Raw genomic sequence first — 26,524 nt, forward strand, 5'->3', positions numbered from 1 at the left:
CTGAACAAGAGCAAGCCATAGAAAAGTTGAGTAAGCAAATAAAGAAAAAACTTCCCTCTTCAGACGATGACGGCGCTCAGACAAAAACATTTGGTATTCGCTTAGAAGGCGAAGATGAGAACACTCAAACGGTTAGGCAGTTTTTAGATACTAAAGGCTACTTTGAACATAGTAAGCGCTTAATTGCCATGTTTGCCTATAGTTATGAAGCTGACAGTTATTCACGCTGTAAGAAATCAACAGAGAGTAAGTCAATAGAGCTAAATGATTACGAAATTATTGAAATAACGCCTGATCAAAGCATGCCTTACGGTTATAAATTTATAGTTAGAGCCTGTGAGTCTGCCGGTATTTCTGCTACAAAACATTAAAATACAAAAAATGCCGCTAAATTAGCGGCATTTTTGTATCTGCAAATAAACGAGCCTATGGGCGTGGAATAAACCCAACCGCATCATAAACTGCTTTTAATGTAGTTTCTGCACGCGCGCCGGCTTTTTCAGCCCCTGCTCTCATGATGTCATTAAGAAGTGTTTGATCTTCACGAATTTCTTTAAAACGTGTTTGAATTGGCTCAATCATGCTGACAACAGCTGCTGCGGTGTCTTTTTTCAAATGGCCATACATTTTGTCTTCGTATTCAGGGACTAACTCTTCAATTGAGCGCTTAGTTGCCACACTTAGTAGTGTAAGTAAATTAGATACACCTGGCTTTTCTTTGCGATCAAAGTAAATACGCGCTTGCTCGTCAGAATCGGTAACTGCTTTTTTAAGCTTTTTCTCAATCTTTTTCGGCTCGTCTAACATCATAATAAAGCCATTTGGATTTTCATCTGACTTAGACATTTTCTTCAGTGGATCTTGCAGGCTCATTACTCGCGCACCAAATTCTGGAATATACGGTTCTGGCAGCGTAAAAATATCGCCGTAAACATTATTAAAGCGAGTTGCAATATCACGCGTTAGTTCAAGGTGCTGTTTTTGATCTTCACCTACAGGTACTTTGTCTGCTTGGTACAGTAAAATATCAGCCGCTTGCAAAGCTGGATAAGCAAATAACCCCACATTAATATTATTAGCATGCGTTGCCGACTTATCTTTAAACTGGGTCATGCGATTAAGCTCACCCATTTGCGCATAACAGTTTAATACCCAGCCAAGTTGCGCATGCTCAGGTACCTGAGATTGTACAAATAACGCTGCTTTTTCTGGGTTAATACCGCATGCCGTATATAACGCAACGCCATCGAGTACACGAGCACGCAATAATTCAGGGTCTTGGCGTACGGTAATTGCATGCAAGTCTGCAAGCATAAAGTAGCTATCATATTCTTCCTGTAGCTTAACCCACTGGTTAATAGCGCCAACATAGTTGCCTATTGTCATACCACCGGTTGGCTGCATGCCACTTAATACTACTGGTTTGCTCATGATTTTCCTTTATTTTTACTTAATTAAATATGCTTAACGCTGTGTTAGTGTCGGTATTATAGCTAAGAAGTTATCGCATAGGTACTGCGGATTATAATCCGCTAACTGCTCTCCCTGGTGATACCCATAAGTAAGCGCTATCACGTCAATGTTAGCGGCTTGCGCTGCGAGTATGTCACTCTTTGAATCACCAATCATAATCGCTTTATCAGGCGTTATATTTAATGCATCGCAAGCAAATAATAGCGGCTCAGGTGACGGTTTTTTTGCCATGTCATCACCGCAAACAATCACTTCAAAATGACTGCGAATAGCGAGCTTATCTAAAAGCATTTCAGTAAAGCGGCGTGCTTTATTAGTAATAAGTGCTTTAGGCATACCACTGAGAGCAGCAAGACCAGTTTCAACATGCTGATATAACACACTGTATTCACCGACCTGCTCACTGTAATGTTGATAAAACAGGTTGGTAGCTCGTTCGCTTAAAGCCTCATCGAGATGCTCACTAATTTGCATATCGCCGCAAAGAGCTCGTTTAACTAACACCTCAATGCCATTACCTACCCAGCTTTCAACTAATCGCTGACTGACAATTGGAAACGCTAAATCGCTAAGTGTTAAATTTAAAGCCATATACAAGTCGTACACGCTATCAACTAGGGTGCCGTCTAAGTCAAAAAACGCTGCATCATATTTCATTATTTAACACTTTCTAATTGCTGACGCATCTCATCAATCACCGTTTTATAATCAGGCTGATTAAAAATAGCTGAGCCTGCAACAAACATATCGGCTCCCGCTTCAGCCGCCGCGGCTATGTTATCTACTTTAATACCACCATCTACTTCTAAACGAATATCACGTCCATATTCAACAATGCGTTGTTTTGCCTCTCGCAGTTTCTCGAGTGTTTGTGGAATAAAACTTTGCCCACCAAACCCAGGATTTACTGACATTAATAAGATCACATCTACTTTATCCATTACGTGATCGAGGTAGCTTAAACTTGTTGCAGGGTTGAACACTAAGCCTGCTTGACAACCTTCATCTTTTATCAATTGCAAAGTACGGTCAATATGCTCGCTCGCCTCTGGATGGAAGGTAATAATTGATGCACCCGCCTCGGCAAATTGTGGAATTAAGCTATCTACCGGTTTTACCATTAAATGCACATCAATCGGGGCTTTAATCCCGTAGTCGCGAAGTGCTTTACATACCATTGGGCCAACCGTTAAGTTAGGTACGTAATGGTTATCCATTACATCAAAATGAACGACATCAGCACCAGCGGCTAACACTTTGTCGACATCTTCGCCTAATCGTGCAAAGTCTGCAGATAATATTGAGGGCGCTATTAAGTATTTTTGTTCACAGTTGAGCATCGCTAATCCGTTAATGAATAATTTATGCCGTTAATGTAACTTAATTAGCGAAGTTACCCAAGTACCACCTTTAAAAATAGCGCCAAATAAGTAATGTTAAAGCCTTATTGCGGCTAGTCATGAAAAAGAATAACCTGCTGAGGATGTAGGCTTTATAATTAAAAACAGAGTCAGTTTTTAAGGGGGTATCACTCAGTATTTAAAACACAATACAAATAAACAATAACAAAAATAAAGTGTATTATTTAAGCAGTTTTTGTTATGCTGCGCGAAGAACTAAATTATTAGGTTTATATTATGCGTGCTTTTAAAATTGGATTATTAATCACGTCGGTAAGTGTTATTATTGGAGCAATATCGTTTTGCTCAAATACTGAGCAAGATTTAAGCTCTGCCAACATTTGTCTTCATAAAGAGCAAACCAACGCTATTAATAATAACGCAACCCGTTGCATTCAAATTGAAGAGGATTCGTCTTGGGCCTCTTGGTTAACAGGTGATAGCCGTAGCGCTCAGTTTCATTACTTAGACTTGCTAGAGTTGTTAACGGGTACTGATGATAAACACAAACCCTCTTCAATCAAGCCATTATTTTAATTAAATGCAGCACTTTTTTAGCGCGTTACAAAGCGTACTGGCTGCATTTTTTGGTGTTCAATCTGAAGATAAGCGCAAAACAGACTTTAAGTACCACTCTCCAATTACGCTGATAGCTATTGCCGTAGTACTGTTTGTATTATTTGTACTGGCTATTTATGCAACCGTGACTTCGGTGCTAAATACATAGCCATTAGCTCATCCACTTTATTTCGTGAACCGCCCTTTGGACTAATCGTACGTTTAACCTGAATTTTATCCAGTGATGCTTGACTGTAAATTTTGCGTGTCCACACGGTATCGTGGTTTGAAATAAGGACTGGCGTGTTATTCTCAAATGCCGCTTGCTCAGCCAAGTTAGCTAAATTAGCCTGATCATCTAAGTTAAATCCGCCTTTAGCGTAAGAGGTAAACGATGCGGTTTTACTTAATGGCACATAGGGCGGATCGCAGTATATCACCGCATTTTTAGGGACCAGTTTAAATACATCATCGTAGCCTAAGCAGGTAAATGTTGCTTTTTGTGCTTTGCTAGCAAAAAAGTACATTTCTTTTTCAGGAAAATAAGGCTTTTTATATTTACCAAAAGGCACATTAAAAATGCCCTTTAAGTTATAGCGACATAATCCGTTATAACCATGGCGGTTCATATATAAAAATAAAATAGCTCGCTCATACACATCGCTGCTTTGGTTAAACTGCACACGATAATCGTAATACGCATCTGGATGGTTATTTAAATCAACAAATAGTTTTTTTGCATCGCTAATAAACTCATCCGGCGAACGTTTAAGCTCTTTATATAAATTGATTAAATCAGCATTTATATCGTTAAGTACGTAGTGTTTAAAATTACTATTTAAAAACACTGAGCCCGCACCAACAAAAGGTTCAACCAAGGTATCTGCATGTTTACTTGCTTGATTTAGTCGCGCGTTAATATCTTCAACGAGGCTGTATTTTCCGCCTGCCCATTTAAGGAAGGCTCTACTCTTTTGCTGCATTGGCTCTTTACTTCAATTCGGTGTTGCGCGATTTTACACTAAAGTCACTGAGTTTACTGATCAACTCGTGCAATTTCTTGTTTTATTTTGCTAATTTTTTTATAGAAAGGTTTATTTTTTCTTACTCCAGCGGGGAGTGCTTGCAGTGCTTGTTTTGCCTCATTTAAGTTAGCAAAACTGCCTGTTGTTACCACCCACCACATTTTACCATTTCGCTTAGTTTGGTATGTATTGATAATACTTTCTAGCTTATGTTCAGCAATAAACTCATTGCTTACCTGCTGCTGAGTTACGGCTAATAGCTGAATAACAAAATTATCTTCAGGTTGTTCCAGGTACCAGTTACTAGGTATTTTTACCATTTGGCTTTGCTGCTTTACCACCTCAGGTACGCTAATGACTTCTTCAACCGGCGGCGGTGCTGGCTTTTCTTGTTCAGTTAAAGTCGATGGCTCAGTTAAACTTCCTACAATTGCTGGCACGTCATTGTGGGCACGCTCATCTGTAGTTGGCTCTTTAGTTATAGGCTGTGGTGAGGTAAACAGGGTTGGTGATTTAGCCGGTTGTTGTTTATTTTGAATAGCTTGCTCGGTTGTAATAGCGGTTGTGAGGACTTGCTCATCGCTTTGACTATTAGCATTTTTCCACCATTGGGTCATATCAGCTTTGTATACAACGCCAATAATCAATAACATAATTATGAGTAATAGTGTGAGCAACTGTAAGCGCCAAGATACTTTGTCTTTTACTATAATATCAGCAACTTGTTCGCTAGGCTGCCAGGCTAATAAAAGACTTGGGTTACCTTGGGCTTCAACTAAAAAGGTTTTAAATACAGGGTCTTCATCATAAGGTAGCGCCGTGAAGTACCATCCCATTAGCTGCTTACTTTCAACCAAGTTTAATGGCTCTAAATGAATATTAACTGCCTCTTTAAACGGCAATTTAGACTGCGATGCAATCATAATGTAAAGCACATTGGGCGCATTTTTTGATAACAGCTCGAGCTCTGCAATTAGCTCATCAGATAAGTGCCTGCCGCCATCGATAACCCATAAACACGCGCCGCATTGTTGTTGCTTCGCTAATTGATAATAATTTTGTGATAAGCTCAGGTTGTGATCAATTAAAGGGCCATTAAAGCTTTGCTCTAATAATTGAGTCATCAATTGCACATCAGTCATTTGAGCGCCAACTTGCACAAACGCTTTATTAAAATCGTTATATTTATCAGTGATGAAGGTTTCAAGCAAATAGCTTTTACCTAAACCAGAAGTGCCCAACAAAACAATTAGGTTTTGACCATATTCAAATTGCAATGCGATTCTATCCACCAAAGCCGCACGGCTCGGTAAAATTTGTGACTGCATTTATTGCTCGATCAATGCTCTGACTTGCTCATCAGACACATCATCAACTAATGCACATTGACCAAATTCGGTGGGTAAAATGAATCTGATAGTCCCTTTTTTATTCTTTTTATCTTTTCGCATATGCAGTAAAAAGTGCTCACTGGTCATATCGCTAGGTATCTCGATTGGTAAGCTATATTGTGCTATTAATGTAGCAATACGCTCTACATCTTCTCGTGTTAAATCTTGGCGAGTATAAGCAAGCTTTGCAGCAAGCACCATACCTGTCGCGACCGCTTCTCCATGTAACCAAACACCGTAACCCATTTGCGCTTCAATAGCATGCGCAAACGTGTGCCCTAAATTTAACAACGCACGAAGGCCCTGCTCTTTTTCATCTTGTGCAACAATAAGCGCTTTAATTTCACAGCATCTGAAGATGATGTGCTGTAAACACGCCTCGTCTAATTGTTGTAATTTAGCGATGTTATGCTCTAGATAAGCAAACAGTTCAGTATCGTAAATCAAGCCATACTTAATAACTTCAGCCATACCTGCAGCAAACTCGCGTGTTGGTAAGGTATGCAACGAACGTGTGTCAATAAATACAGCTTGGGGTTGATAAAAAGCCCCAATCATATTTTTACCTAGCGGGTGATTAACCGCTGTTTTACCGCCAACTGAAGAATCAACTTGAGATAATAAAGTGGTTGGTATTTGGATAAATGGGACGCCACGCTGATAACAAGCAGCAACAAATCCAGTTAAATCACCTACAACGCCACCACCTAATGCAATTAAGCAGGTGTCACGGCCGCAATTATTCTCAAGTAGGAATGCCGATATTTTTTCAAACCAAGTGAGTGATTTATATTGCTCACCATCTGGAATAATAAAATGCAGTGGGTTTAGCTGTGCTAATGAATCAAGCAACTGTTGAAGGTACAGCGGTGCAATCGTTTCATTAGTAATGATGATAGGCCGACAATCACCAATGTGATGGATTAGACGGCCTGTATCTTGAAGTGCAGATTGACCAATATAAATAGGATAACTTCGCTCGTCTAAATTAACAGTTAATTCAAGCATGCTGGGTTAGTCCTTTTTAATACTGGCTTTTAAAAATCCAATTTCTCGATGATTTGGTTAGCAACAACTTTCGCGCTCTGCTCATCAGTGCGTACAACAAAATCAGCTACTTCTTTATATAATGGTTCACGCTCTTCTGCTAAGCGCTCAAGTACATCACGAGGTGCTTCTTCTGTTTGCAGTAATGGGCGACGCTTGTCGCGTTGCGTACGTGCAACTTGCTTTTCAATCGGTGTCTCTAAGTATACAACAATACCGCGAGCCGAAAGCTTGTTTCGAACTTCTTTACTCATTACAGAACCACCACCGGTTGCAAGTACAATACCTTGCATTTCGGTTAAGTCACCAATAACAGATTCTTCACGAAGTCTAAAGCCTTCTTCACCTTCAAGATCGAATACCCAGGCAATATCTGCGCCCGTGCGACGTTCGATTTCTTGATCAGAATCAACAAATTCAAGGTGTAATTGGTCAGCGATGTGACGACCAATCGTGCTTTTGCCAGCCCCCATGGGGCCAACTAGAAATATATTACGTTTCTCAGCCATATCTTTTAGTACAAACGAACTCTAAAATTTGAAATAAAACCCCGCCTAACGACCTGGCCCCAAAATTAAGAAAGGGATTATCTCAGTAATCGGTCGGGTATTTCAAGTCAATTAGGATAAAAAGCCATATAACGAGCAATTAAACTAAATAATTACCCACTGGTTAACAAAAAAGCACCTTATTATAGGCAAGTTTATCTTCTAGGGTTAAAATTTATGCAATTAAGGTTACTACATTGTTGCTTCATGAAAGCTTTTGCATGGTAACTTTACAAGAGCCTGAATTACAAACAACATAAACGCAGCCTTAAATACATCCGCAGTACAGTACATGATCAAAATTATATACTGTCTTATTGTACATTTATAGGGAGTGTTCACACCACGATAACTAAATTACATACCCATACTATCTAGGCTGGTATTCAACCTAGATAGCTTAAATATTTAGTCTATTTGGATTTTAGGTGTAACAAAAATCAGCAGTTCGCGCTTTTCATTGAACTCGCTTGTGCTTTTAAATAGTCTTCCTACGTAAGGAAGGTCGCCCAATAAAGGTACTTTTTTGGTCGAATTAATAATTTGCTGTTGGAAAATACCACCCAACACTACCGTTTGTCCATTCTCAACGAGTACTTGAGTCTCAATTTGTTGCGTATCGATGGCAACCGCTGGGCCTGTACCTGTTTGAACCGTATCCCCTCGGGTATCTTGAGTAATGATTAAATTTAAAATAACTTTGTTATCGGGTGTGATATGAGGTGTCACTTCTAGGCTTAGTACCGCCTTTTTAAAACTTACGGTTGTTGCACCACTTGAAGCTGACTCCACATACGGGATCTCAGTACCTTGTTCAATACGCGCTTTTTGCTGATTAGCTGCAGTAATGCGTGGGCTTGCAATGATTTCACCTTTGTTTTCTTCTTCAAGGGCGGTTAATTCTAAATCAATTAATGTTCCGTTAGCCAATTTAGCAATGTGCATACCTATACTTGCCGATGGATTCGCCACTGGTAAATTAACGTTAAGTCGATCAGAAAGACTAGGAATATTACCATTAGAAATCGTTTCAGCTCCTTCTAATGTGCCAGAAACACCGTCTGAGCCTTGCTGATCACTAAACCCCCAACGAACCCCCAAGTCTTCAGTTACGTTGTCACGTACGGTTACCATACGCGCTTCAATAACTACTTGTTTAACTGGTATATCTAAAGTTTCGACCATACGACGAACACTTTCAATACTTTTTGCAGTGTCTTTCATTAATAACGTATTGGTACGTTGATCAACAGACACGCTCCCTCTGGCTGTAATAATACTATTGGTATCTGTTTTTAATAAGTCGGCAAAGTCTTCTGCTTTTGCATAATTTAAGCGGATGTATTCACTGTAAAGTGGCTCTAAATCCTCAACTTGCTGTTTAGCTTTTAACTCTTTTGCTTCACGGGCAGCCAGCTCTTCAGATGGTGCAACCATTAAAATAGAACCGTCCATGCGTTTGTCTAAGCCTTTTATTCTAAGCACGACATCTAACGCCTGATCCCACGGAACCCCATCAAGGCGAAGAGTAATATTGCCTGTCACTGAGTCGCTTGTTACCAAGTTAAAATCATTGTAACCGGCAATAATCTGTAATACAGCACGAACAGAGATATCTTGAAAATTAAGCGTCATAGGACGACCCAAGTACTCTTTACCACCATCTAAGTAGGCATTTTGCGTTTCATCTTTCTCAACCGTTAAGGTAAAAATATTCTCAATTTGCTGATAGGTATAGACAAATGCAGTGTTTGGTTCAATCACTAAACGTGTAAGGTTATCTTCTTTAAACGTTTCAATACTGCTCACCACAGTACCAAAATCAAGTACATCTAATTCATACAATAAATCATCTAAAATATCGGTATGATGAAACTCGGCAATGATTTTTCCACCGCTTTCATGCACCTCTACAGCTGCCTGAGTATCTTGTAGATAAACAAGTACTTTCGCTTCACCTTTTTCTCCACGTCGAAAATCAATTGCTTGAATACCGTTAATATAATTAGACGTGTAAGCAGGCTCATCTTCGCTGGTTGTTAAAATTTGCTCTGTAAGTGGGTTATCTGAAATTCTAATAGAAACTAAATTATTGTTTACTTCAGTCTCATAAATTTTTAATCGGTCCAAGTTAATGGTCACTTTTAAACCCGCACTGGTCATCATACTCGTGATGTTACTGATACCAGCTTGGTTGATAGCGATATTCGTCAACCCTTCATCTAATTCTACCCCATCAAATAGTAGCTCTATTCTTGCAGGGCTATTAAAAACTTGTACTGCTGGTTGCTGCTGCAACTCTTCATCAAAAACTAGCTGTAATTCGGTTTCACCTTTAAGCAATGGATTATATCGAACGTCATAGAGTAAAGGGGCTGCACTTACGGCTTTTGTCATTAGTAGTAAAAAAACAAACAATAAAGCAGATAAAATACGATGATGCGAACACTCACCTTTATGCATATAGGGTATACCTTTTTTCTTATTAATTTGCGCCATTGGTTGCCGCCTCTAACATTTCTAATTTGGTCAAACGTTCTTTCCAACAACCTGACCCATCAGGGATTAATTCTACTAATTCAATATAGTCACTATTAACACTGCTTACTTTTCCGTCATAGGTGCCTAAGTAGCTTCCTATTGTTACTCGGTGCAAGGTGTCATCAGCAGCTGTAATGAGCGCCCATGTTTTGCCGTTCGATCCTATTGTGCCCCTCATTGCTAAATTATCTAATGGGTACTTCTCCAGTGGCTGACGAACACGCTCTGGGTCTGGGTGAAGACAGTTTTTAACTTGTGTTAGCTTGTTTTGAATAATTTCTGGTTCTGGTGCTACAAAAGGGCTACGTAAGTCTTTGGCGTTATACTCAAAGTGCTCAAACTTAACTAGCTCAGGTATTTTTTCAATACGTGCCGTGGTATTTGCTTTAACCTGATCAATAAATTCTTTTTGCTCCGATGTATCCTCATTACAGCCACTGAGCAGCAACATCGCGGTGGTTAAAAAGAGAAGCTGCTTCATCATCTCACCCCCTCTTCATAACGGTAAGTTTTTGCTACTACACTGAATGTTAGCTGCTTTTCGCCAGATGATAAAATAGAAAAGTCATGTAAACTGACAATTCTTGGTAGTTGAGCCACTTTCCCTACAAATTCGCCAAACTCATGATAAGTACCTACCACCTCAATTTTAATTGGCAACTCGGTATAAAACTCTTTTTCAACTTCTGGCAACCAACCAATTTTTAAAAATGTTAACCCGCTGGTTGTACCCACATAAGAAAGGTCGTCCAATAATCCTGGCGTCTCATTTGAAGTAGGTAGGCGTTTTAATAATTGAGAGAATTTATCTTCCATCTCAACCATTTGCTCACGATAAATATCAAGCTTACTGGCAACTGCATATTTAGTTCGGTAGGTTGTGCGTAACTCAATTTCCTTAGCAACGGCATTGTGGTAGCTGTCTATTTCATCCGACACTAATAAACTGTAGCTAAAAAACAACACCAAACAAGCTACAAAAGTTACGCATATTGCTTTTACAATAACGGGCCACTCACCGATGTTATCGAGCTCGATTTCATTCCAATCGATTTCTGTAAACGATTTAAAATCAAGGTTCATTGCGTACCTCACCTATTTTGCCAAATGGTTTTACGTAAAACTCCATATTAAAATCGCTGAGTAAACGTGAAGATTGATCGCCGGCAACAATACCTTGCATAGTCGGGCGCTCTAATAAGTAAGAGCTTTGTACCTGTCTGAGCATAGTAGATAAACGATTATTAGACTCACTTTTGCCTAACACTTGAATTTGATTACCTTTTCGCTCCAGCTTGGTTAAATAAACCCCTGCAGGCACTATTTTTGCCACTTCATCCATTATTTGGGTGCCTAAATTACGGCTACTTTGTAACTCTTCAATTAAACGCATACGTTGTTGTAAGTTTTCTTTTTTCTTGTCTAAATCACGTATGTCGCGAATTTTATTGTCGAGCGTTGTAATTTCTGAACTAAGATAATTATTTTTTAACGTTTGCCCTTCTTTTAGAGCACCATAAAACACACTCAGCATATACATACCAGCAAAACAGACGATAACCACAGCCATAAGAAGTGTTATAAATTTCTTTTTAGACTGCTCACGCTGTAGCTCACGCCAAGGTAATAAATTTATATGTGGCATGATGAAAAGCTCCTCAACGCCAGGCCAGTCGCAATTGCAAATTGAGTGCGGTGGCGCTGTATTATATTACGATCAACTCTAGGGGATATTTCCATCTTATCAAATGGTTCAACAACAACTGTGTGTATTCCTAATTCTTCAATCAGCAATCTATCAATGCCTTTAATCATCGCTGAGCCGCCCGTCAATACAATATAGTCCAATTGTTCTTTACCTGTGGTAGTTAAAAACATTTGAACAGCACGACGAACCTGCTGGAGTAACGATGTTTGAAAAGGAGCTAACACTTCAAATGTATAGTTTGGAGGTAAATCACCGGTTGTTTTGCCAATTTCAGCTTCATCAAAGCCTTTGTTGTAGTAAGCAACGATACTATTTGTGTAATGGTCGCCACCAAATACTTGGTCACGGGTATAAATTGTCTCACCAGATTGCACTACACTCACCAAGGTGAGTACAGCACCAATATCAACCACTGCAACCGTTTTGTCATATGCATCTGATGGTAACTGTTGGTAGTAAACATCCATAGCGCGACTTAGTGCATAGCTTTCAACGTCCACTACTTTTGCGGTTAAATTCGCAGCACTTAACGCACCGACTCTGGCTTCAACGCTTTCGGTTCTAGCAGCAGAGAGCAGTACATTTATTTTGCTCGGGTCAGCACTATTTATAGAGAGCTTTTCAAAATCAAGACTCACTTCATCTAGTGGGTAAGGAATTAAGCTGTCGGCTTCAATTTCAATCTGCGACTCTAATTCAGCGTCGCTTAAGGAAACATCCATAAAAATAACTTTGGTAATCACGGTTTGCCCAGAGACGGCAACAGACGCGAATTTTAGCGACTTCGGTAGCTTTCGTTTTAACTTGATTATCACATTACCAATTGCTTCAATATCTTGAATATTACGCTCGCTCATGGCGCCTTTTGGCATAGGTTCAATTGCAAGTGCTTCTAGTCGAAGCCCAGTTTCTGTTTCACTTAAAAGTACGGCCTTGATAGAGTGCGATCCAATATCAATACCTACCATCATTGGTGATGGTTTTTTTATTAGTTGACTTAGCATGTTTGCAACTTTGCCTTTGTTTTAATAATAAACAAGTTATAATTTATATCTTAAAAAATATTATTCAATTTTTAATCAATATATACTAGCAGTCTCAACCTGTAATTGGGAGTCCGTTTAGGGAAATATCAGTGATTTTATTAAAAAGAACTTTACAATTTTTGATCCTTTGTGCATTACTTGCACTAATTACATTGCTCAGCCTTTATTACTACGTTAAATCCGATATTCCCAGCGTGCAAGTTTTAAAAAACGTGCAATTACAAACGCCTATGCAAGTATTTACTAAAGATGGGCTTTTAATCAACCAATTTGGTGAAAAAAGACGGATCCCTGTAACTATAGACCAAATTCCCCAGCCTTTATTGCAGGCTTTTTTGGCAACTGAAGATAACCGCTTTTACGATCATATCGGTATTGATCCAATTGGTATTGTGCGCTCAGCACTAGTACTTATTTCTACTGGTGAGAAAAAACAGGGTGCCAGTACTATTACCATGCAATTAGCTCGTAACTTCTTTTTAACACGAGAAAAAGCCTACATTCGTAAAGTAAAAGAAATATTTATTGCCATTCATATCGAAAACCTCCTCTCAAAAGATGAAATATTTGAGCTTTACCTAAATAAAATCGAATTAGGAAATCGTGCCTTTGGTATTGGTGCTGCGGCTCAAGTTTATTATGGTAAAGAACTAAAAGAGTTAACTCTTGCGCAAATGGCAATGATTGCTGGTTTACCAAAAGCTCCTTCAGCACTTAATCCTATTCGTAATCCAGAACGTGCTAAAGCAAGAAGAAATGTGGTGTTAGGAAGAATGCTTGAAGAGAAGTATATTTCAAGAGCGCAGTATAACGAAGCCACTAACCAACCAATTACCGCGTATTTTCATGGAGCTGAAATTGACTTATATGCGCCGTACATTTCAGAAATGGTACGAGCAGAAATGGTGTCACGCTACGGTATAGATAAAGCCTATAACTCAGGGTTTAAAGTGTACACCTCTGTTGAATCAGATGTTCAAAAAGCAGCACAAACAGCTCTAGTTAATAACCTACATGCCTACGATATGCGCCATGGCTTTAGAGGCCCTGAAGCCATATTGTGGGATCCGCAAACAGAGCCGCCATTAACGCAGTCGAAATTATTAAATACTTTAAAAGCTGTTAATGAATTTGGCCCTTTAAAAACGGCTGCGGTGTTAAGCGTGAGCGATAAAAGCGCTGAAGTTATACTTAAAAGCGGCGAGCGCACAACCCTTACTTGGGATAACCTAAAATGGGCACGTAAGTTTATTACACGCTATCGCCAAAGCTTTGCGCCTGAAACAGCAAGCGATATATTAACCCCAGGCATGCAAATATGGCTGCGCAAAAATGACGATAATAGCTATATTTTAAGTCAAATACCTGAAGCGGCGAGCGCCATTGTTTCTTTAGACCCACAAGACGGGCGCATAAAAGCCATTGTTGGTGGATATAGTTTTGAACAAAGCCAATACAACCGAGCTGTACAAGCTAAACGCCAAGTAGGCTCAAATATTAAGCCGTTTATATATTCAGCTGCGCTTGAAAAAGGCTACACACTAGCGTCAATTTTAAATGATGCTCCTATAAATCAATGGGATAAGAGCCAAGGCGTTGCATGGCGACCAAAAAACAGCCCAGCTATTTATAATGGTCCAATTCGCATTCGTCGTGCTTTAGCCCAATCTAAGAATGTAATTTCCGTACGCTTATTAAGGGGCGTTGGACTGCAAAGAACAGCCGATCATTTATTAAAATTTGGTTTTGACGATAAAGATATAAATCGTAGTGAGTCACTGGCATTAGGCAGTGCATCCATTACGCCGCTTGAATTAGCTCGTGGGATGAGTGCTTTTGCTAATGGCGGTCACCTAATTGAGCCGTACTTTATTTCACAAATCCAAGATGCAATGGGTAATACGTTATTTAAAACCAATCCCACCATTATTTGTGATGATGAAACGACAACACCTAGCTCGCTAATGCTAGGTGAGCACGTAGCACCAAATTGTGCGCCGCAGATCATCTCTAAACAAAATGCATTTTTAATTGCCAGCGCAATGAATAGTGCTATTTGGGGTGGCGGTAGCTGGTCACATAAAACCGGTTGGAGTGGAACAGGCTGGCGTGCACAAGCGCTAAAACGTCGCGATCTTTCTGGTAAAACAGGCACGACTAATGATTCTGTAGATACTTGGTTTAGTGGCTTTAACCGCGATGTGATGACATCAGTTTGGGTTGGCTTTGATAACCCAGGTAATACACTGGGACGCTCAACCTACAATAACAACTTAGGAAGTGGTCAAATATCAGGTGCTGAGTCAGGCGCAAAAACAGCTCAGCCTGCATGGGTTGATTTTATGCGCGCTGCACTGGATGGTAAACCTGCTGCGCCAATCGAACCACCTGAAGGCTTAGTTTCTATTCGTATTGATTTAGAAACCGGGTTATTAAGTCATAAAAACGATTACACCAGCCGTTTTGAATACTTTGAAAAAGGCACCGCTCCTACCAAGTATGTGTTATCACAACCAAATGATATATTTGAAGAAAACACTAAAACTGAAGAAGAGCTATTTTAAATATAGTGAACAATGAAAAGGCCGCTAATTAGCGGCCTTTTTGATGGTCTAACTAATATTTTGTACCAGCCAGTATAAGTCAGAGTGAACGCCAGCAGCAGTCACTTCTTTACCCGCACCGGGGCCTTGTATCACTAATGCGTTTTGGTTATACCACTGGGTATTAATCACAAAAATATTATCGCCAGGGGTCAAATTCGCAACCGCTTCGCTTTTTGGTACATAGGCAATCCCTACCTTAACGTTTAGCGTGTTGTTTTCAAACTCTAATAACCCGGTGTAGCACAGTGCAGCATTTTGTTGCTGAGCCGCTTGCGCATGCTGCTCAATAAACGCATCTAAACGAGCCTTATTATCAATAAAGTCATTCCAGCTGCCAGCACTTAACTCATCGGGCATCAATGCGGATAAAGAAATGTCATCAAGTTCCAATTCAATACCTAATTCACGCGCTAAAATAAGCAACTTACGTTGCATATCTCGTCCAGATAAGTCTTCTCGAGGATCAGGCTCTGTGAACCCCAAAGCTTGCGCTTCTAGAACTAAATCTGAAAACGCTTTACTGCCATCATACATACTGCATAACCATGACAGCGTGCCTGAAAACACGCCTTCTATTCGCGTTATTTTATCGCCACTATTTTGTAAATCAGCCAAGGCAAAATTAATCGGTAGTCCGGCCCCTACACTTGCATTATAACGCCAATGTAAGCCACGTTGAGCAAGGCTTTCACGTAGTGTTTGATACCACGAAAGCGATGCGGTTCCCGCGTATTTATTAGCACTAATTAGATGGCAGTTTAATTCAACTAACTTACTATAAAGCTGACTAAAATATTCACTTGCGGTCATGTCGATCACTATTTTATGTTCATACTCAAGAGTATCTATGTATGACAATAAATCGGCTTGTTTATAGGAGCTTGCATGGTTTTCCCATTGAAGTTGCCAGCTTTCACAGTCTAATCCATTAGCATTCACCAGCATCTGCTCTGAGCGTAAAAGCGCTACTAACTTGACGTTAAAATCAGTTGATAAGCGTGCTAGTTGAGCAGGTAATTGGCGCATAAACTCAGCACCTACATTACCAAGTCCTGCAATAATTAAAGCTATTTCTTGTGCTTTATTAATGAGCTTGTCATGTAACAGGCTCAGCACATCACTTTCAAGTACTTGATCGGTTAATAGTAACGTATATCCCTCACCGTAATGGGTAAACCGAGGCTGGATAGATTGTGTTTGTAATAAGGCTTCACTTTGCTTACCAAGCGGCGCTACCTCTTGATCAGGTGCAATAATCGCCACCCCATTTAAGTTTGACTCACTAATATTGGCGCGGCCAGCAAAATAATTAGCCACCTGATGTGTCGCTGACGCAGGGACTAGTAAGTAGATTTCGCCTTCGTGTTCAAAGTGATGCAAACTATGCTGAATAAGTTGGCTAACATGTGCTACTTCGCCTTCACTCAGATCATCAACAATGAGTAAATCCACATTATTTACTGTGGTTAAAAAGCGTTTTTGTTTACTCATTCCTAGTTTAACTATTTCGGTATGACTGCCTTGAGGATCGTAACTACTGCGAACAACTAATTCTATATCGGTACCTTTTAATGGCGATAATGTTTTAGCGTGTAATACTGGATTACCTAACCTCGCTAATAAATTAGCTTGATCACGGCACACTCGCGCATACTTAACCGCATTAGCAACCTTACGCGGATCAGTACTAAAAACACCTTGAGTGTCAGTCCAAATAGAGACTTTTTTAGCATTGCAATACCGCGCTAATAAAGTGGCACTGTAATCACTGCCATTTCGCCCTAAGGTCACTGTTTCACCATGTAAATCAGCCGCAATAAACCCTGTAACTACATTAATTTTACTCGTCTGTATGGCTTTTAAGCACTGCTGCTGATTATTAGCATGCTGCAGCTGTCCGGCATCTAACGTAAATAACTGCCTAGCGTCATGGGCACAAGCGCTAACGTTAAGTTGTTCTAAGTAAGCGCTTAGTAACCTTGCAGACCACAATTCACCATGGGCTAATAACGCAGCTTCAGCTAATGTCCCTTGCTTAGCCTGCTTGGTAATAATACTGAGCTCAGTTTCAAGTAAATCAAGCGCATGGTGCTTAGCGTTAGCTATTAATAATTGCTCAATTAGAGCTATTTGATGGTTGCTCAATAGCAATACAATATCAGCAATAGCTTGAGTGTCTTGCTGTTGATAGCTTTGCCACAGTTTAACTAAGGTATCGGTGGTTTTACCGGCGGCCGATACCACCACACAATCCCCAGCGTGAGCGTGAGTTAAAATAATATTTGCGACACTTTTAAAGCGATCCGCTGAGCTTAAACTCGAACCACCAAATTTATGAACCTGATTTACCATATTAATACCGACTCGCATTTATGTTTCGTATTTTGAAGAATGGTATGCACTACCATAACGCCGGATGCGCCGCGTTTAACTTTGCTGAACCAAATGATTCACTAGCACCACTTTTTGCCGATAGGCCGGGATCGGCTTGCCCTGGGCGCACCAAATTAAATACCCTGTCTAAGTCAGCGAGTAAATCATTTACATCTTCAATACCCACCGAGATACGAATAAGCGTGTCGCCTACTCCGGCTTCTGCACGCGCGGTTGCGTCCATGCCGGCGTGGGTCATAGTCGCAGGGTGACAAATCAAACTTTCTACTCCACCTAATGATTCCGCTAAGCTAAATTCATTTAAGCGCGTTAAAAACGCTGCAGCATCGTTTATATCGCCTTTTATATCAAAACTAACCATAGCACCAAAGCCAAGCTGCTGCGCCTTAGCTAGCGCATGTTGAGAGTGTGATTCAAGACCTGGGTAGTAAACTTGGGCAACAAACTGGGAACGTTCTAAATACTGTGCAATGGCGAGTGCATTTTCTTGGTGTTGCCTTAAACGCACGTTTAAAGTACGTAAGCCTCTGAGAGTTAAATAGCTATCAAATGGCGCGCCGGTGATGCCAATGTTATTTGCCCACCACGCTAACTCTTCACCTAACTCAGCAGTCGCTGCGATAACCGCGCCACCAACAACGTCTGAATGGCCATTGATATATTTTGTGGTTGAGTGCACCACAATATCAGCGCCAAACTTAATCGGGTTTTGTAATGCTGGCGATAAAAATGTGTTGTCGGCGGCAACGAGTGCACCACACTGTTTAGCTGTATCAGTTACCGCTTTAATATCTGTTAAGCGTAAAATAGGATTGCTAGGTGTTTCAATCCAAATCAGCTTAGGTTTAATAGCAAGGATGCGTGTCAAACTGTCGCTTTTGGTAAAATCGACCACTTCTAGTTTTAATAAGCCGCGCTTTTCTAGCGAAGTAAATAAGCGATAGCTGCCCCCATAACAGTCATGAGGGATCACTAACGTATCGTCACTATTAAGTAATTGTGTTGTTAGGTGAACGGCTGCCATGCCTGTTGCGGTAATAATGCCTTTAGCGCCACCTTCAAGCTCCGTGAGCGCCTCAGCCAAAATGTCACGATTAGGGTTACCACTGCGGCCATAATCATATTGGCGCTTTGTATCAAAGTCAGCAAATGAGTAAGTTGTTGATAAATAAAGCGGTGGAACAACCGCACCATGCTGCTTGTCGGCTTCTATTCCACTACGAACAGCAATTGTTGCCTTATTTTTTTCACTCATTTTCGCTACCTTTACTGGTTTGGATGTTTAGACGTCTAAAAGGTAGCGCATGCAATTTAAGATGTCAAAACATTTAAATGTCTAGATAGCTAAATAACTAGTATTTGACTATCTTTTTTAAACCGATAGAATTTCACGCATATTTACACGCTTTGATGCTGTGTGAGCAATTTATAATCTGAGGCAACGATACATCTTATGGCTAAATGGAATGGTGAATATATTCACCCATACGCAGAACACGGGAAAAAATCCGAACAAGTAAAGAAGATCACCGTTTCGATCCCGCTAAATGTATTAAAAGTATTAACTGATGAACGTACTCGTCGTCAAATAAACAACTTACGTCATGCAACAAATAGCGAGCTTTTATGCGAAGCGTTTTTGCATGCGTTTACCGGGCAACCGCTGCCTAATGATGATGATTTGCGTAAAGATAACGCAGAAAAAGTACCTGAAGAAGTGAAGAAAATAATGCAAGAAATGGGACTAGAAGTGCCTATTTTAAATGAAGACTAGAAGGGTCTTTATACAAAAAAAAACCTCAGCAAATGCTGAGGTTTTTTTTGCGCTAATTTACACGTAACAATTACGCCATGTAGTTTTCTGGCATATCAATTTGTGCCACACCAGAGTCTACCGCCGCCTGCGCAACCGCTTTAGCTATGCGTGGTAACAAACGTGGATCCATTGGTTTTGGTATAATATATTTAGCACCAAACTCTAATTTGTCGATGCCTGCGGCAGTAAGCACTTCAGTCGGCACGGGCTCTTTAGCAATACTGCGAATTGCTTCCACAGCAGCAATTTTCATCTCGTCGTTTATTTCACTGGCACGTACATCTAACGCACCACGGAAAATAAACGGAAAACACAATACGTTATTAACTTGATTCGGATAATCAGAGCGACCTGTAGCCATAATTAAATCGTTACGTGCAGCGTGTGCTAATTGCGGATCGATTTCAGGATCGGGGTTTGAACAAGCAAATACCACGGGTCTATCAGCCATTAATTTTAAATCTTCAGGGGCTAATAAATTAGGGCCCGATACACCCACAAACACATCGGCATCTTCAATTACATCTTGTAAAGTACGTTTATCGGTATTGTTTGCAAATAATTGCTTATATTCATTCAAGTCATCACGACGCGTATGAATAACTCCTTTGCGATCTAACATATAAATATGTTCACGCAACGCGCCACACTTAATTAAAAGCTCCATACAGGCAACAGCTGCAGCGCCGGCACCTAAACATACAATAATTGCATCTTCAATTGCTTTGCCCTGTACTTCCAGCGCGTTTAGCATACCCGCAGCCGTTACAATAGCCGTACCATGCTGATCATCATGAAAAACAGGAATGCTACAACGCTCTATAAGCGCTTTTTCTATTTCAAAACACTCTGGCGCTTTAATATCTTCTAAATTAATTCCACCAAAGGTGTCGGCAATATTAGCCACCGTGTTAATAAAGTCTTCGGTAGTACGGTGCTTAACTTCAATATCTATAGAGTCTAACCCTGCAAAACGCTTAAATAGTAGCGCTTTACCTTCCATAACGGGTTTTGAAGCGAGTGGACCTAAATTACCTAAGCCTAAAATTGCGGTGCCGTTAGTAATAACCGCAACCATATTTCCTTTACCAGTATATTTGTAGGCATTTGCTGGATCAGCGGCAATTTCACGAACAGGTTCTGCGACACCGGGGCTGTATGCGAGCGCGAGGTCTTTAACCGTCTCAGCGGGCTTGGTCAGCTCAATACTGATTTTACCTGGAACGGGATGGGCATGGTAATGTAGTGCTTGTTCACGAAAATCTGACATAACGCGATTATATCCTGCAATTTAAGTTAAAGTGAGAGGTAGTTTTAATCTACGATACCTTTATTATTTTTAAATTCCAAGCAATATCAGGTCTATCCTGTTATATGCTAGAACTGTTAATTTTAAGTGATTTATCAGCAACTTCCCTAGATTATCCTGACATTTTTAAAATATAAATTCGTCATAAAAATGAAAAACACAGGTACTTTTTGCCCTTGTTCTATTTTTATAAAGCGTATTTTTTAGTCTTAAATTAAAATAGTGAAATACCGAATTTTATTTAACTTTAAACACAAATAACCTCACGTTACCTGCATTTGAGTACCATCTTTAAAGTTTAACAAATAAAAATATAGAGAATATTGGCTGTTTTGTCTGCAAATGTTTATGCATACTCAGAATAAGAACAGGAAATAGTTATGCAAAAAAAATAAATACAAAATTGCTAAGAAAGCAGATAGGAAAGTAAATTTTGGCCACAAAAAAAGCACCCTAAGGTGCTTTTTTTACATAGAAACAAAAAATTATTTTTTGCTGCTAAGTGCACCGAAGCGCTTGTTGAAGCGATCAACACGGCCGCCAGTGTCTAAAATCTTTTGCTTACCAGTGTAAAACGGGTGACACGCAGAACATACGTCTAAGTGAATGTCTTTACACAGAGTAGAACGAGTTTCGAATTTGTTTCCGCATGAACAAGTTGCAGAAATTACTTCGTACTTAGGGTGAATACCTTCTTTCATAGGAACCTCTAGTTAAGGCCGCATCGCTCTCCAAACCCGAAGTCTGGCACCATACGTCGTTAAAACAAATTTATTGGTCGCGAATTTTATCCAACAACCCGCACGCACACAAGCTTTAATTACCCTTTTTGCTAAAAACTCGGCAAACACCTATTCATTACTGATTTGTCGGTAGGCTTTTAATGCTATTTTTAGTACATTAAACCATTACGTTAATTGGTTGAGTTGTTATGCATTTTGCTGAAGTTGCAATAAAAGTCCCCTTGCCTCGCACCTTTGATTATAAAGTGGATGAGCAATTAGTACCGCTGACTCAATTACAGCCTGGTATGCGCGCGTTAGTCCCTTTTGGCAATCAACGTAAAGTAGCGGTTATTCTTAGCTTAAAAGCGGATACAGCAGTCCCCGAAGGCAAAATAAAATCTATTATTGAAGTTATTGACGACTCACCGGTGTTATCTGCGCAGCATTTAGAGCTACTGAAGTTTACAGCGCGTTATTATTGCTATCCACTCGGTGAAACTATTCATATTGCATTGCCCAGTGCACTGCGCCAAGGTGAGTGCCCTGATAAAACCAGTATAAACATGGTGACATTAAGCGAAAAGGGGGCACTTTTACCGTCTTTAAAAGCTAAAACACAGCTTAATCTGCTTAAGCAATTATCAGCATCCGGTAAATCATCATTAACCGAACTCAAAGCCCTCGGGTTTAATAAAAAAACCATTGATACCCTTTTAGATAAAGAGCTAATAATTCAAACCATTGAACACGACAATCAATGGCAACATACCTCGCCAACGGTTGGCAGCAAACCTCGTTTGAATAAAGAGCAAGCCATTGCCTGCACTGCAATTAATCAAAGTACTGGGTTTAAGAGCTTTTTGCTAGAAGGTGTCACTGGCAGCGGAAAAACCGAAGTTTACCTACAATGCCTAGAAGAAGTATTAAAACGTGGCGAACAGGCGCTAGTGCTTGTTCCTGAAATAGGGCTAACGCCTCAAACGGTCAATCGTTTTAGACGTCGCTTTCCTGACACCCCTATTATGTTATGGCACTCGGCATTAACCGATAACGAACGTCTACAAACATGGCGCTTTTGTGAAAAAGGCAGTTGTGCCATTGTTATAGGCACCCGTTCGAGTATTTTTCTGCCATTTTTAAAGCTCGGGATGATTGTGGTTGATGAGGAGCATGATGCCTCATTTAAACAACAAGACACTTTACGCTATCATGCCCGTGATTTAGCTGCGTATCGTGCCTATCAGCATCAAATTCCACTTATTTTAGGTAGCGCCACGCCGGCATTAGAAACACTGCATAAAGCAATTAATAACAAATACCAGTTACTCACATTAAGTGAGCGCGCGCAAACCGCCACCGATAATCAGTTTAAGCTGCTCGACATGAAAGGTCAGCCTGATCGAGCCGGTATTGCGCATGCCAGTCTTGCAATAATGCGCCAGCACCTAAATAGAGGAAAGCAGGTGATGGTATTTTTAAATCGCCGTGGGTTTTCTCCTACCTTGATTTGTCATGAATGTGGTTGGTTGAGTGAATGTAGCCGATGCAGCACCAGTGCGACTTTCCATAAGGCAATAGGCCAAATGATTTGCCACCATTGTGGCGATCAATATCATGTACCGCATCAATGCCCTGACTGTGGCAGTACGCAAATATTTCCTAACGGCAAAGGCACCGAGCAAATAGAAGAGTTTTTAAGTAGTGAATTTGCAGACACCCCGATCAGCCGTATCGACCGTGACTCAACTCGGCGTAAAGGTAGCCTTGAAAAAGCACTGGATGAAATAAACCAAGGCGGCGCACGTATTTTAGTTGGTACGCAAATGCTGGCAAAAGGCCACCATTTTGCTGATGTTAGCCTAGTACTTATTTTAGATGTCGATAGTGGTTTGTATTCGTGTGACTTTAGGGCTACTGAGCATTTAGCACAATTAGTAACACAAGTTGCAGGACGCGCGGGACGTTCTGGCGAACCCGGTGAAGTATTATTACAAACGCACTTTCCTGAGCACCCCTTATTACAAGACTTAGTTAATAATGGCTATCAAGATTTTGCCCGCTTTGCACTCACTGAGCGAAGTGATGCACAGTTGCCACCTATTACGAGTATGGCAATTGTTCGCGCACAAGGGCATAACATAAAGCAAGTCGTCGACTTTCTAACGGATTTGGTTCCTGTCAATGGGGTATCTGGTATACAATTGCTCGGACCGATCCCCGCGCCTTTAGAAAAAATTGCGGGAATGTATCGTTTTCAATTACATATTCAAGCGCAAGATCGACGCATACTACATCAGTATCTCGCGCAAATGGTTGATTATCTCAGCACTAGCAAACTTGCACAAAAAGTTCGCTGGAGTTTAGACGTAGACCCTACAGACATGATTTAGGTAAGGCCACATATAACACCATGGCACAGCACGATTATATTAATAAAAAACCAAAAAATAGAAAAAATACTAAACAAGAGCCGGCAAAAAAACCCTTCCCGTTTTTGTTAATCATTATTGCCTTGTTACTAGTCGGTGGTTTTGCATACGGACTCTGGTTTGTTAAAAACAATGCCGACCCAGAGCTTGTTGAAAAGCAAGCAAATCCAACACCCGAAAAACAAGTAGAAATAGCTAAACCGCGGCCACCTAAATTTATTAAAGAAATTAAAGAGCATGAGATTCAGGTTGAAGTAAAAGAACTTGAACAAAAAGGTCCTTATGTCATGCAATGTGGTTCATTTAGAACCCATCAGCAAGCTGAAACCTTAAAAGCTAAAATAGCGTTTGCAGGATTAATTTCAGAAATCAAAAAAACCACAGGCAGCAATGGTATTTGGTACAAAGTGCGTTTAGGGCCTTATGAAACCAAGCGTCATGCAGAAAGTGACAAGAACAAACTTAAACGAATTAATATTGTCGGCTGCGGAATTTGGGGCTGGACTTGAATTTAAACCATTCACCCATATAACCTCTTCATAATCGATTTTTACGCGCTGCCCCTTGCAGCGCGATGATGAGGAATAACATGACTACAATCGTAAGTGTACGCCGTGATGACAAAGTTGTTATTGGTGGTGACGGCCAAGTATCTCTTGGTAACACAGTAATGAAGGGCAATGCCCGAAAAGTTCGACGTCTTTATAATGGCAAAGTTATCGCTGGGTTTGCTGGCGGCACTGCTGATGCCTTTACTCTTTTCGAACGTTTTGAAAGCAAACTAGAAATGCACCAAGGTAACCTCACTAAAGCGGCTGTAGAAATGGCTAAAGATTGGCGTAGCGATCGTGCCCTGCGTAAACTTGAAGCTTTACTTGCTGTTGCTGATGAAACAGCTTCGCTAATTATTACCGGCAACGGTGACGTGGTGCAACCAGAAAATGACCTAATCGCAATTGGCAGCGGCGGTAACTTTGCGCAATCAGCTGCAACCGCCTTATTAGAAAATACCGACTTAAGTGCTCGTGAAATTGTAGAGAAAAGTCTAACAATTGCTGGCAACATCTGTGTATTTACGAATAACTTCCAAACTATCGAAGAATTGTAATAGGAACTCGCTATGTCTGATATGACCCCAAGAGAAATTGTTCATGAGCTAGACCAACATATTATTGGCCAAGCTAAAGCGAAAAAAGCGGTTGCTATTGCCCTTCGTAATCGCTGGCGCCGTATGCAGTTAAACGAAGACTTACGCGCAGAAGTAACGCCAAAAAACATCTTAATGATTGGCCCTACGGGTGTAGGTAAAACCGAGATTGCTCGTCGTTTAGCAAAGCTTGCCAACGCACCTTTTATTAAAGTTGAAGCCACTAAATTTACAGAAGTAGGTTATGTCGGCAAAGAAGTTGAAACTATCATCCGTGATTTAGTTGATGTTTCAATTAAAATGACACGAGAGCAACAAACTAAAAAGTTCAAACATCGCGCTGAAGAAGCGGCTGAAGAACGTATTTTAGATGTATTACTGCCTCCAGCGAAAGATCAATACGGTGAAGTTCAGCGCGATGAAAATTCATCGACACGCCAATCGTTTCGTAAAAAGTTACGCGAAGGCCAATTAGATGACAAAGAAATTGATATTGATTTAGCCCAAGCTCAACCTAATATTGAAATTATGGCTCCTCCTGGTATGGAAGAAATGACCAACCAGTTACAGGGAATGTTTCAAAACATGGGTGGTGATAAACGCACTAAGCGTAAGCTTAAAATTAAAGAAGCGTTTAAGTTACTTACTGAAGAAGAAGCCGGTAAACTGGTTAATCCTGAAGAATTAAAAGAACAGGCCATTTTTGCAGTAGAGCAAAACGGCATTGTGTTTATTGATGAAATAGACAAAATTTGTAAACGTGGTGAAGCCTCTGGCCCAGATGTAAGTCGTGAAGGTGTACAACGTGATTTACTTCCGCTTATTGAAGGCTCTACCGTTAATACCAAGCACGGCATGGTAAAAACTGACCACATGTTGTTTATTGCCTCAGGCGCATTCCAAATGTCTAAACCATCAGACATGATCCCTGAGTTACAAGGCCGTTTACCTATTCGTGTTGAACTTGAAGCACTCACAGCCGATGACTTTAAACGTATATTAACTGAGCCACACGCGTCACTTACTGAGCAACAACGCGAGCTACTCAAAACAGAACAAGTCGCTATTGAATTTAGCGACGACGCAATTGAGCGTATTGCTAAGGCAGCATGGCAAGTAAACGAAAAAACCGAAAATATCGGTGCTCGTCGCCTTCATACAGTTATGGAAAGGCTAATGGAAGAGATTTCATATGACGCTTCTGAAAAAGCGGGTTCAAGCCTTGTTATTGATGCCGCCTACGTTGAAAAACACTTAGGTGCGCTAGTTGAAGATGAAGACTTAAGTCGTTTTATTCTTTAATTGAAAACACAAACAGTTATACTAAAAGCCTCCAATATGGAGGCTTTTTTGTAAGCGAG

General features: G+C 40.4%; 25 protein-coding genes. 9 read left to right on the forward strand and 16 right to left on the reverse strand.

Features of this window, described 5'->3' with window-relative positions:
• The first annotated feature begins 26 nt into the window (after positions 1–26).
• On the forward strand, positions 27–371 hold the full coding sequence (locus tag MTN97_RS06765; protein WP_248474016.1) for a hypothetical protein: 345 nt from the start codon (positions 27–29) through the stop codon (positions 369–371).
• A gap of 55 nt (positions 372–426) precedes the next feature.
• Here the strand turns inward: MTN97_RS06765 and trpS are convergent, their stop codons facing one another.
• From trpS to rpe, 3 genes are read right to left on the reverse strand one after another with little or no spacing between them, the layout of a single operon-like run.
• A complete protein-coding gene (trpS, locus tag MTN97_RS06770) occupies positions 427–1,431 on the reverse strand; it encodes a tryptophan--tRNA ligase (protein WP_138626375.1) in 1,005 nt (334 codons plus the stop codon).
• A 33-nt stretch (positions 1,432–1,464) separates the two neighbouring features.
• A complete protein-coding gene (locus tag MTN97_RS06775; protein ID WP_069438818.1) occupies positions 1,465–2,130 on the reverse strand; it encodes a phosphoglycolate phosphatase in 666 nt (221 codons plus the stop codon).
• On the reverse strand, positions 2,130–2,813 hold the full coding sequence (gene rpe / locus MTN97_RS06780) for a ribulose-phosphate 3-epimerase (protein ID WP_248474017.1): 684 nt from the start codon (positions 2,811–2,813) through the stop codon (positions 2,130–2,132). The genes MTN97_RS06775 and rpe overlap by 1 nt, the downstream gene beginning before the upstream one ends.
• 297 nt (positions 2,814–3,110) lie before the next feature.
• Between rpe and MTN97_RS06785 the strand changes: the two genes are divergently transcribed.
• Both MTN97_RS06785 and MTN97_RS06790 read left to right on the forward strand, forming a co-directional pair.
• Complete coding sequence (locus MTN97_RS06785) at positions 3,111–3,410, forward strand: hypothetical protein (protein WP_248474018.1); 300 nt, start codon at positions 3,111–3,113, stop codon at positions 3,408–3,410.
• Positions 3,411–3,414: 4 nt separating this feature from the next.
• Positions 3,415–3,600: a DUF2970 domain-containing protein gene (locus MTN97_RS06790; protein ID WP_008115053.1), complete on the forward strand. Its 186-nt coding sequence runs from the start codon at positions 3,415–3,417 to the stop codon at positions 3,598–3,600.
• Here MTN97_RS06790 and MTN97_RS06795 read toward each other — a convergent pair.
• From MTN97_RS06795 to MTN97_RS06835, 9 genes are all read right to left on the reverse strand, one after another.
• The gene (locus tag MTN97_RS06795) at positions 3,563–4,414 is read right to left on the reverse strand and encodes a Dam family site-specific DNA-(adenine-N6)-methyltransferase (RefSeq protein ID WP_036981101.1); all 852 of its coding nucleotides are present in this window, start codon (positions 4,412–4,414) and stop codon (positions 3,563–3,565) included. The two genes, MTN97_RS06790 and MTN97_RS06795, sit on opposite strands and share 38 nt — an antisense overlap.
• A gap of 53 nt (positions 4,415–4,467) precedes the next feature.
• Complete coding sequence (locus MTN97_RS06800; protein WP_036981100.1) at positions 4,468–5,784, reverse strand: AAA family ATPase; 1,317 nt, start codon at positions 5,782–5,784, stop codon at positions 4,468–4,470.
• Entirely contained in the window at positions 5,785–6,855 is a 1,071-nt protein-coding gene (gene aroB, locus MTN97_RS06805; protein ID WP_036981098.1) for a 3-dehydroquinate synthase, read from the reverse strand. It abuts the gene before it with no gap.
• Between the two features lie 29 nt (positions 6,856–6,884).
• Entirely contained in the window at positions 6,885–7,403 is a 519-nt protein-coding gene (gene aroK, locus MTN97_RS06810) for a shikimate kinase AroK (RefSeq protein WP_008466255.1), read from the reverse strand.
• A 447-nt stretch (positions 7,404–7,850) separates the two neighbouring features.
• A complete protein-coding gene (locus MTN97_RS06815; protein WP_214552035.1) occupies positions 7,851–9,941 on the reverse strand; it encodes a type IV pilus secretin PilQ in 2,091 nt (696 codons plus the stop codon).
• Entirely contained in the window at positions 9,928–10,464 is a 537-nt protein-coding gene (locus tag MTN97_RS06820) for a pilus assembly protein PilP (RefSeq protein ID WP_036983362.1), read from the reverse strand. The genes MTN97_RS06815 and MTN97_RS06820 overlap by 14 nt, the downstream gene beginning before the upstream one ends.
• Positions 10,464–11,066 (reverse strand): type 4a pilus biogenesis protein PilO, encoded by a 603-nt coding sequence (locus tag MTN97_RS06825; RefSeq protein ID WP_036981094.1) that lies wholly within the window; start codon positions 11,064–11,066, stop codon positions 10,464–10,466. The genes MTN97_RS06820 and MTN97_RS06825 overlap by 1 nt, the downstream gene beginning before the upstream one ends.
• On the reverse strand, positions 11,056–11,628 hold the full coding sequence (locus MTN97_RS06830) for a PilN domain-containing protein (RefSeq protein ID WP_069438813.1): 573 nt from the start codon (positions 11,626–11,628) through the stop codon (positions 11,056–11,058). The genes MTN97_RS06825 and MTN97_RS06830 overlap by 11 nt, the downstream gene beginning before the upstream one ends.
• Positions 11,616–12,695, reverse strand: coding sequence for a pilus assembly protein PilM (locus MTN97_RS06835; protein ID WP_036981089.1), 1,080 nt, complete (start codon positions 12,693–12,695; stop codon positions 11,616–11,618). Before MTN97_RS06835 ends, MTN97_RS06830 begins: the two co-directional genes overlap by 13 nt.
• A gap of 131 nt (positions 12,696–12,826) precedes the next feature.
• On the opposite strand from MTN97_RS06835, the gene MTN97_RS06840 reads away from it, so the two are divergent.
• Positions 12,827–15,301: a penicillin-binding protein 1A gene (locus tag MTN97_RS06840; protein WP_248474019.1), complete on the forward strand. Its 2,475-nt coding sequence runs from the start codon at positions 12,827–12,829 to the stop codon at positions 15,299–15,301.
• Positions 15,302–15,349: 48 nt separating this feature from the next.
• Here MTN97_RS06840 and metL read toward each other — a convergent pair whose 3' ends face one another.
• On the reverse strand, positions 15,350–17,695 hold the full coding sequence (gene metL / locus MTN97_RS06845; RefSeq protein ID WP_248474037.1) for a bifunctional aspartate kinase/homoserine dehydrogenase II: 2,346 nt from the start codon (positions 17,693–17,695) through the stop codon (positions 15,350–15,352).
• Positions 17,696–17,744: 49 nt separating this feature from the next.
• Entirely contained in the window at positions 17,745–18,992 is a 1,248-nt protein-coding gene (metB, locus tag MTN97_RS06850) for a cystathionine gamma-synthase (RefSeq protein WP_248474020.1), read from the reverse strand.
• Positions 18,993–19,190: 198 nt separating this feature from the next.
• Between metB and metJ the strand changes: the two genes are divergently transcribed.
• Positions 19,191–19,511, forward strand: coding sequence for a met regulon transcriptional regulator MetJ (metJ, locus tag MTN97_RS06855; RefSeq protein WP_008115021.1), 321 nt, complete (start codon positions 19,191–19,193; stop codon positions 19,509–19,511).
• Between the two features lie 70 nt (positions 19,512–19,581).
• Here metJ and MTN97_RS06860 read toward each other — a convergent pair whose 3' ends face one another.
• Together MTN97_RS06860 and rpmE are read right to left on the reverse strand one after the other, a co-directional pair.
• Entirely contained in the window at positions 19,582–20,823 is a 1,242-nt protein-coding gene (locus MTN97_RS06860) for a malic enzyme-like NAD(P)-binding protein (protein ID WP_013463901.1), read from the reverse strand.
• Between the two features lie 524 nt (positions 20,824–21,347).
• Complete coding sequence (gene rpmE, locus MTN97_RS06865) at positions 21,348–21,563, reverse strand: 50S ribosomal protein L31 (RefSeq protein ID WP_008115018.1); 216 nt, start codon at positions 21,561–21,563, stop codon at positions 21,348–21,350.
• A 230-nt stretch (positions 21,564–21,793) separates the two neighbouring features.
• On the opposite strand from rpmE, the gene priA reads away from it, so the two are divergent.
• From priA to hslU, 4 genes are all read left to right on the forward strand, one after another.
• The gene (gene priA / locus MTN97_RS06870; protein WP_069438811.1) at positions 21,794–23,977 is read left to right on the forward strand and encodes a primosomal protein N'; all 2,184 of its coding nucleotides are present in this window, start codon (positions 21,794–21,796) and stop codon (positions 23,975–23,977) included.
• Positions 23,978–23,997: 20 nt separating this feature from the next.
• A complete protein-coding gene (locus tag MTN97_RS06875; RefSeq protein ID WP_028834485.1) occupies positions 23,998–24,525 on the forward strand; it encodes an SPOR domain-containing protein in 528 nt (175 codons plus the stop codon).
• Between the two features lie 80 nt (positions 24,526–24,605).
• Entirely contained in the window at positions 24,606–25,124 is a 519-nt protein-coding gene (gene hslV, locus MTN97_RS06880; RefSeq protein ID WP_008115012.1) for an ATP-dependent protease subunit HslV, read from the forward strand.
• A 12-nt stretch (positions 25,125–25,136) separates the two neighbouring features.
• Positions 25,137–26,465, forward strand: a complete 1,329-nt coding sequence (hslU, locus tag MTN97_RS06885) for an HslU--HslV peptidase ATPase subunit (RefSeq protein ID WP_013463899.1) — start codon at positions 25,137–25,139, stop codon at positions 26,463–26,465.
• Positions 26,466–26,524 lie beyond the last annotated feature (59 nt).

This window comes from Pseudoalteromonas sp. 2CM36K, assembly GCF_023161865.1.
Taxonomy (GTDB): domain Bacteria; phylum Pseudomonadota; class Gammaproteobacteria; order Enterobacterales; family Alteromonadaceae; genus Pseudoalteromonas; species Pseudoalteromonas tetraodonis.

What these genes read in the sequence shown, in the direction of transcription:
- trpS (WP_138626375.1), bottom strand. Translation starts at nt 1,431, where the DNA reads ATGAGCAAACCAGTAGTATTAAGTGGCATGCAGCCAACCGGTGGTATG.
- MTN97_RS06775 (WP_069438818.1), bottom strand. Translation starts at nt 2,130, where the DNA reads ATGAAATATGATGCAGCGTTTTTTGACTTAGACGGCACCCTAGTTGAT.
- rpe (WP_248474017.1), bottom strand. Translation starts at nt 2,813, where the DNA reads ATGCTCAACTGTGAACAAAAATACTTAATAGCGCCCTCAATATTATCT.
- MTN97_RS06785 (WP_248474018.1), top strand. Translation starts at nt 3,111, where the DNA reads ATGCGTGCTTTTAAAATTGGATTATTAATCACGTCGGTAAGTGTTATT.
- MTN97_RS06790 (WP_008115053.1), top strand. Translation starts at nt 3,415, where the DNA reads ATGCAGCACTTTTTTAGCGCGTTACAAAGCGTACTGGCTGCATTTTTT.
- MTN97_RS06795 (WP_036981101.1), bottom strand. Translation starts at nt 4,414, where the DNA reads ATGCAGCAAAAGAGTAGAGCCTTCCTTAAATGGGCAGGCGGAAAATAC.
- MTN97_RS06800 (WP_036981100.1), bottom strand. Translation starts at nt 5,784, where the DNA reads ATGCAGTCACAAATTTTACCGAGCCGTGCGGCTTTGGTGGATAGAATC.
- aroB (WP_036981098.1), bottom strand. Translation starts at nt 6,855, where the DNA reads ATGCTTGAATTAACTGTTAATTTAGACGAGCGAAGTTATCCTATTTAT.
- aroK (WP_008466255.1), bottom strand. Translation starts at nt 7,403, where the DNA reads ATGGCTGAGAAACGTAATATATTTCTAGTTGGCCCCATGGGGGCTGGC.
- MTN97_RS06815 (WP_214552035.1), bottom strand. Translation starts at nt 9,941, where the DNA reads ATGGCGCAAATTAATAAGAAAAAAGGTATACCCTATATGCATAAAGGT.
- MTN97_RS06820 (WP_036983362.1), bottom strand. Translation starts at nt 10,464, where the DNA reads ATGAAGCAGCTTCTCTTTTTAACCACCGCGATGTTGCTGCTCAGTGGC.
- MTN97_RS06825 (WP_036981094.1), bottom strand. Translation starts at nt 11,066, where the DNA reads ATGAACCTTGATTTTAAATCGTTTACAGAAATCGATTGGAATGAAATC.
- MTN97_RS06830 (WP_069438813.1), bottom strand. Translation starts at nt 11,628, where the DNA reads ATGCCACATATAAATTTATTACCTTGGCGTGAGCTACAGCGTGAGCAG.
- MTN97_RS06835 (WP_036981089.1), bottom strand. Translation starts at nt 12,695, where the DNA reads ATGCTAAGTCAACTAATAAAAAAACCATCACCAATGATGGTAGGTATT.
- metL (WP_248474037.1), bottom strand. Translation starts at nt 17,695, where the DNA reads ATGGTAAATCAGGTTCATAAATTTGGTGGTTCGAGTTTAAGCTCAGCG.
- metB (WP_248474020.1), bottom strand. Translation starts at nt 18,992, where the DNA reads ATGAGTGAAAAAAATAAGGCAACAATTGCTGTTCGTAGTGGAATAGAA.
- metJ (WP_008115021.1), top strand. Translation starts at nt 19,191, where the DNA reads ATGGCTAAATGGAATGGTGAATATATTCACCCATACGCAGAACACGGG.
- MTN97_RS06860 (WP_013463901.1), bottom strand. Translation starts at nt 20,823, where the DNA reads ATGTCAGATTTTCGTGAACAAGCACTACATTACCATGCCCATCCCGTT.
- rpmE (WP_008115018.1), bottom strand. Translation starts at nt 21,563, where the DNA reads ATGAAAGAAGGTATTCACCCTAAGTACGAAGTAATTTCTGCAACTTGT.
- priA (WP_069438811.1), top strand. Translation starts at nt 21,794, where the DNA reads ATGCATTTTGCTGAAGTTGCAATAAAAGTCCCCTTGCCTCGCACCTTT.
- MTN97_RS06875 (WP_028834485.1), top strand. Translation starts at nt 23,998, where the DNA reads ATGGCACAGCACGATTATATTAATAAAAAACCAAAAAATAGAAAAAAT.
- hslV (WP_008115012.1), top strand. Translation starts at nt 24,606, where the DNA reads ATGACTACAATCGTAAGTGTACGCCGTGATGACAAAGTTGTTATTGGT.
- hslU (WP_013463899.1), top strand. Translation starts at nt 25,137, where the DNA reads ATGTCTGATATGACCCCAAGAGAAATTGTTCATGAGCTAGACCAACAT.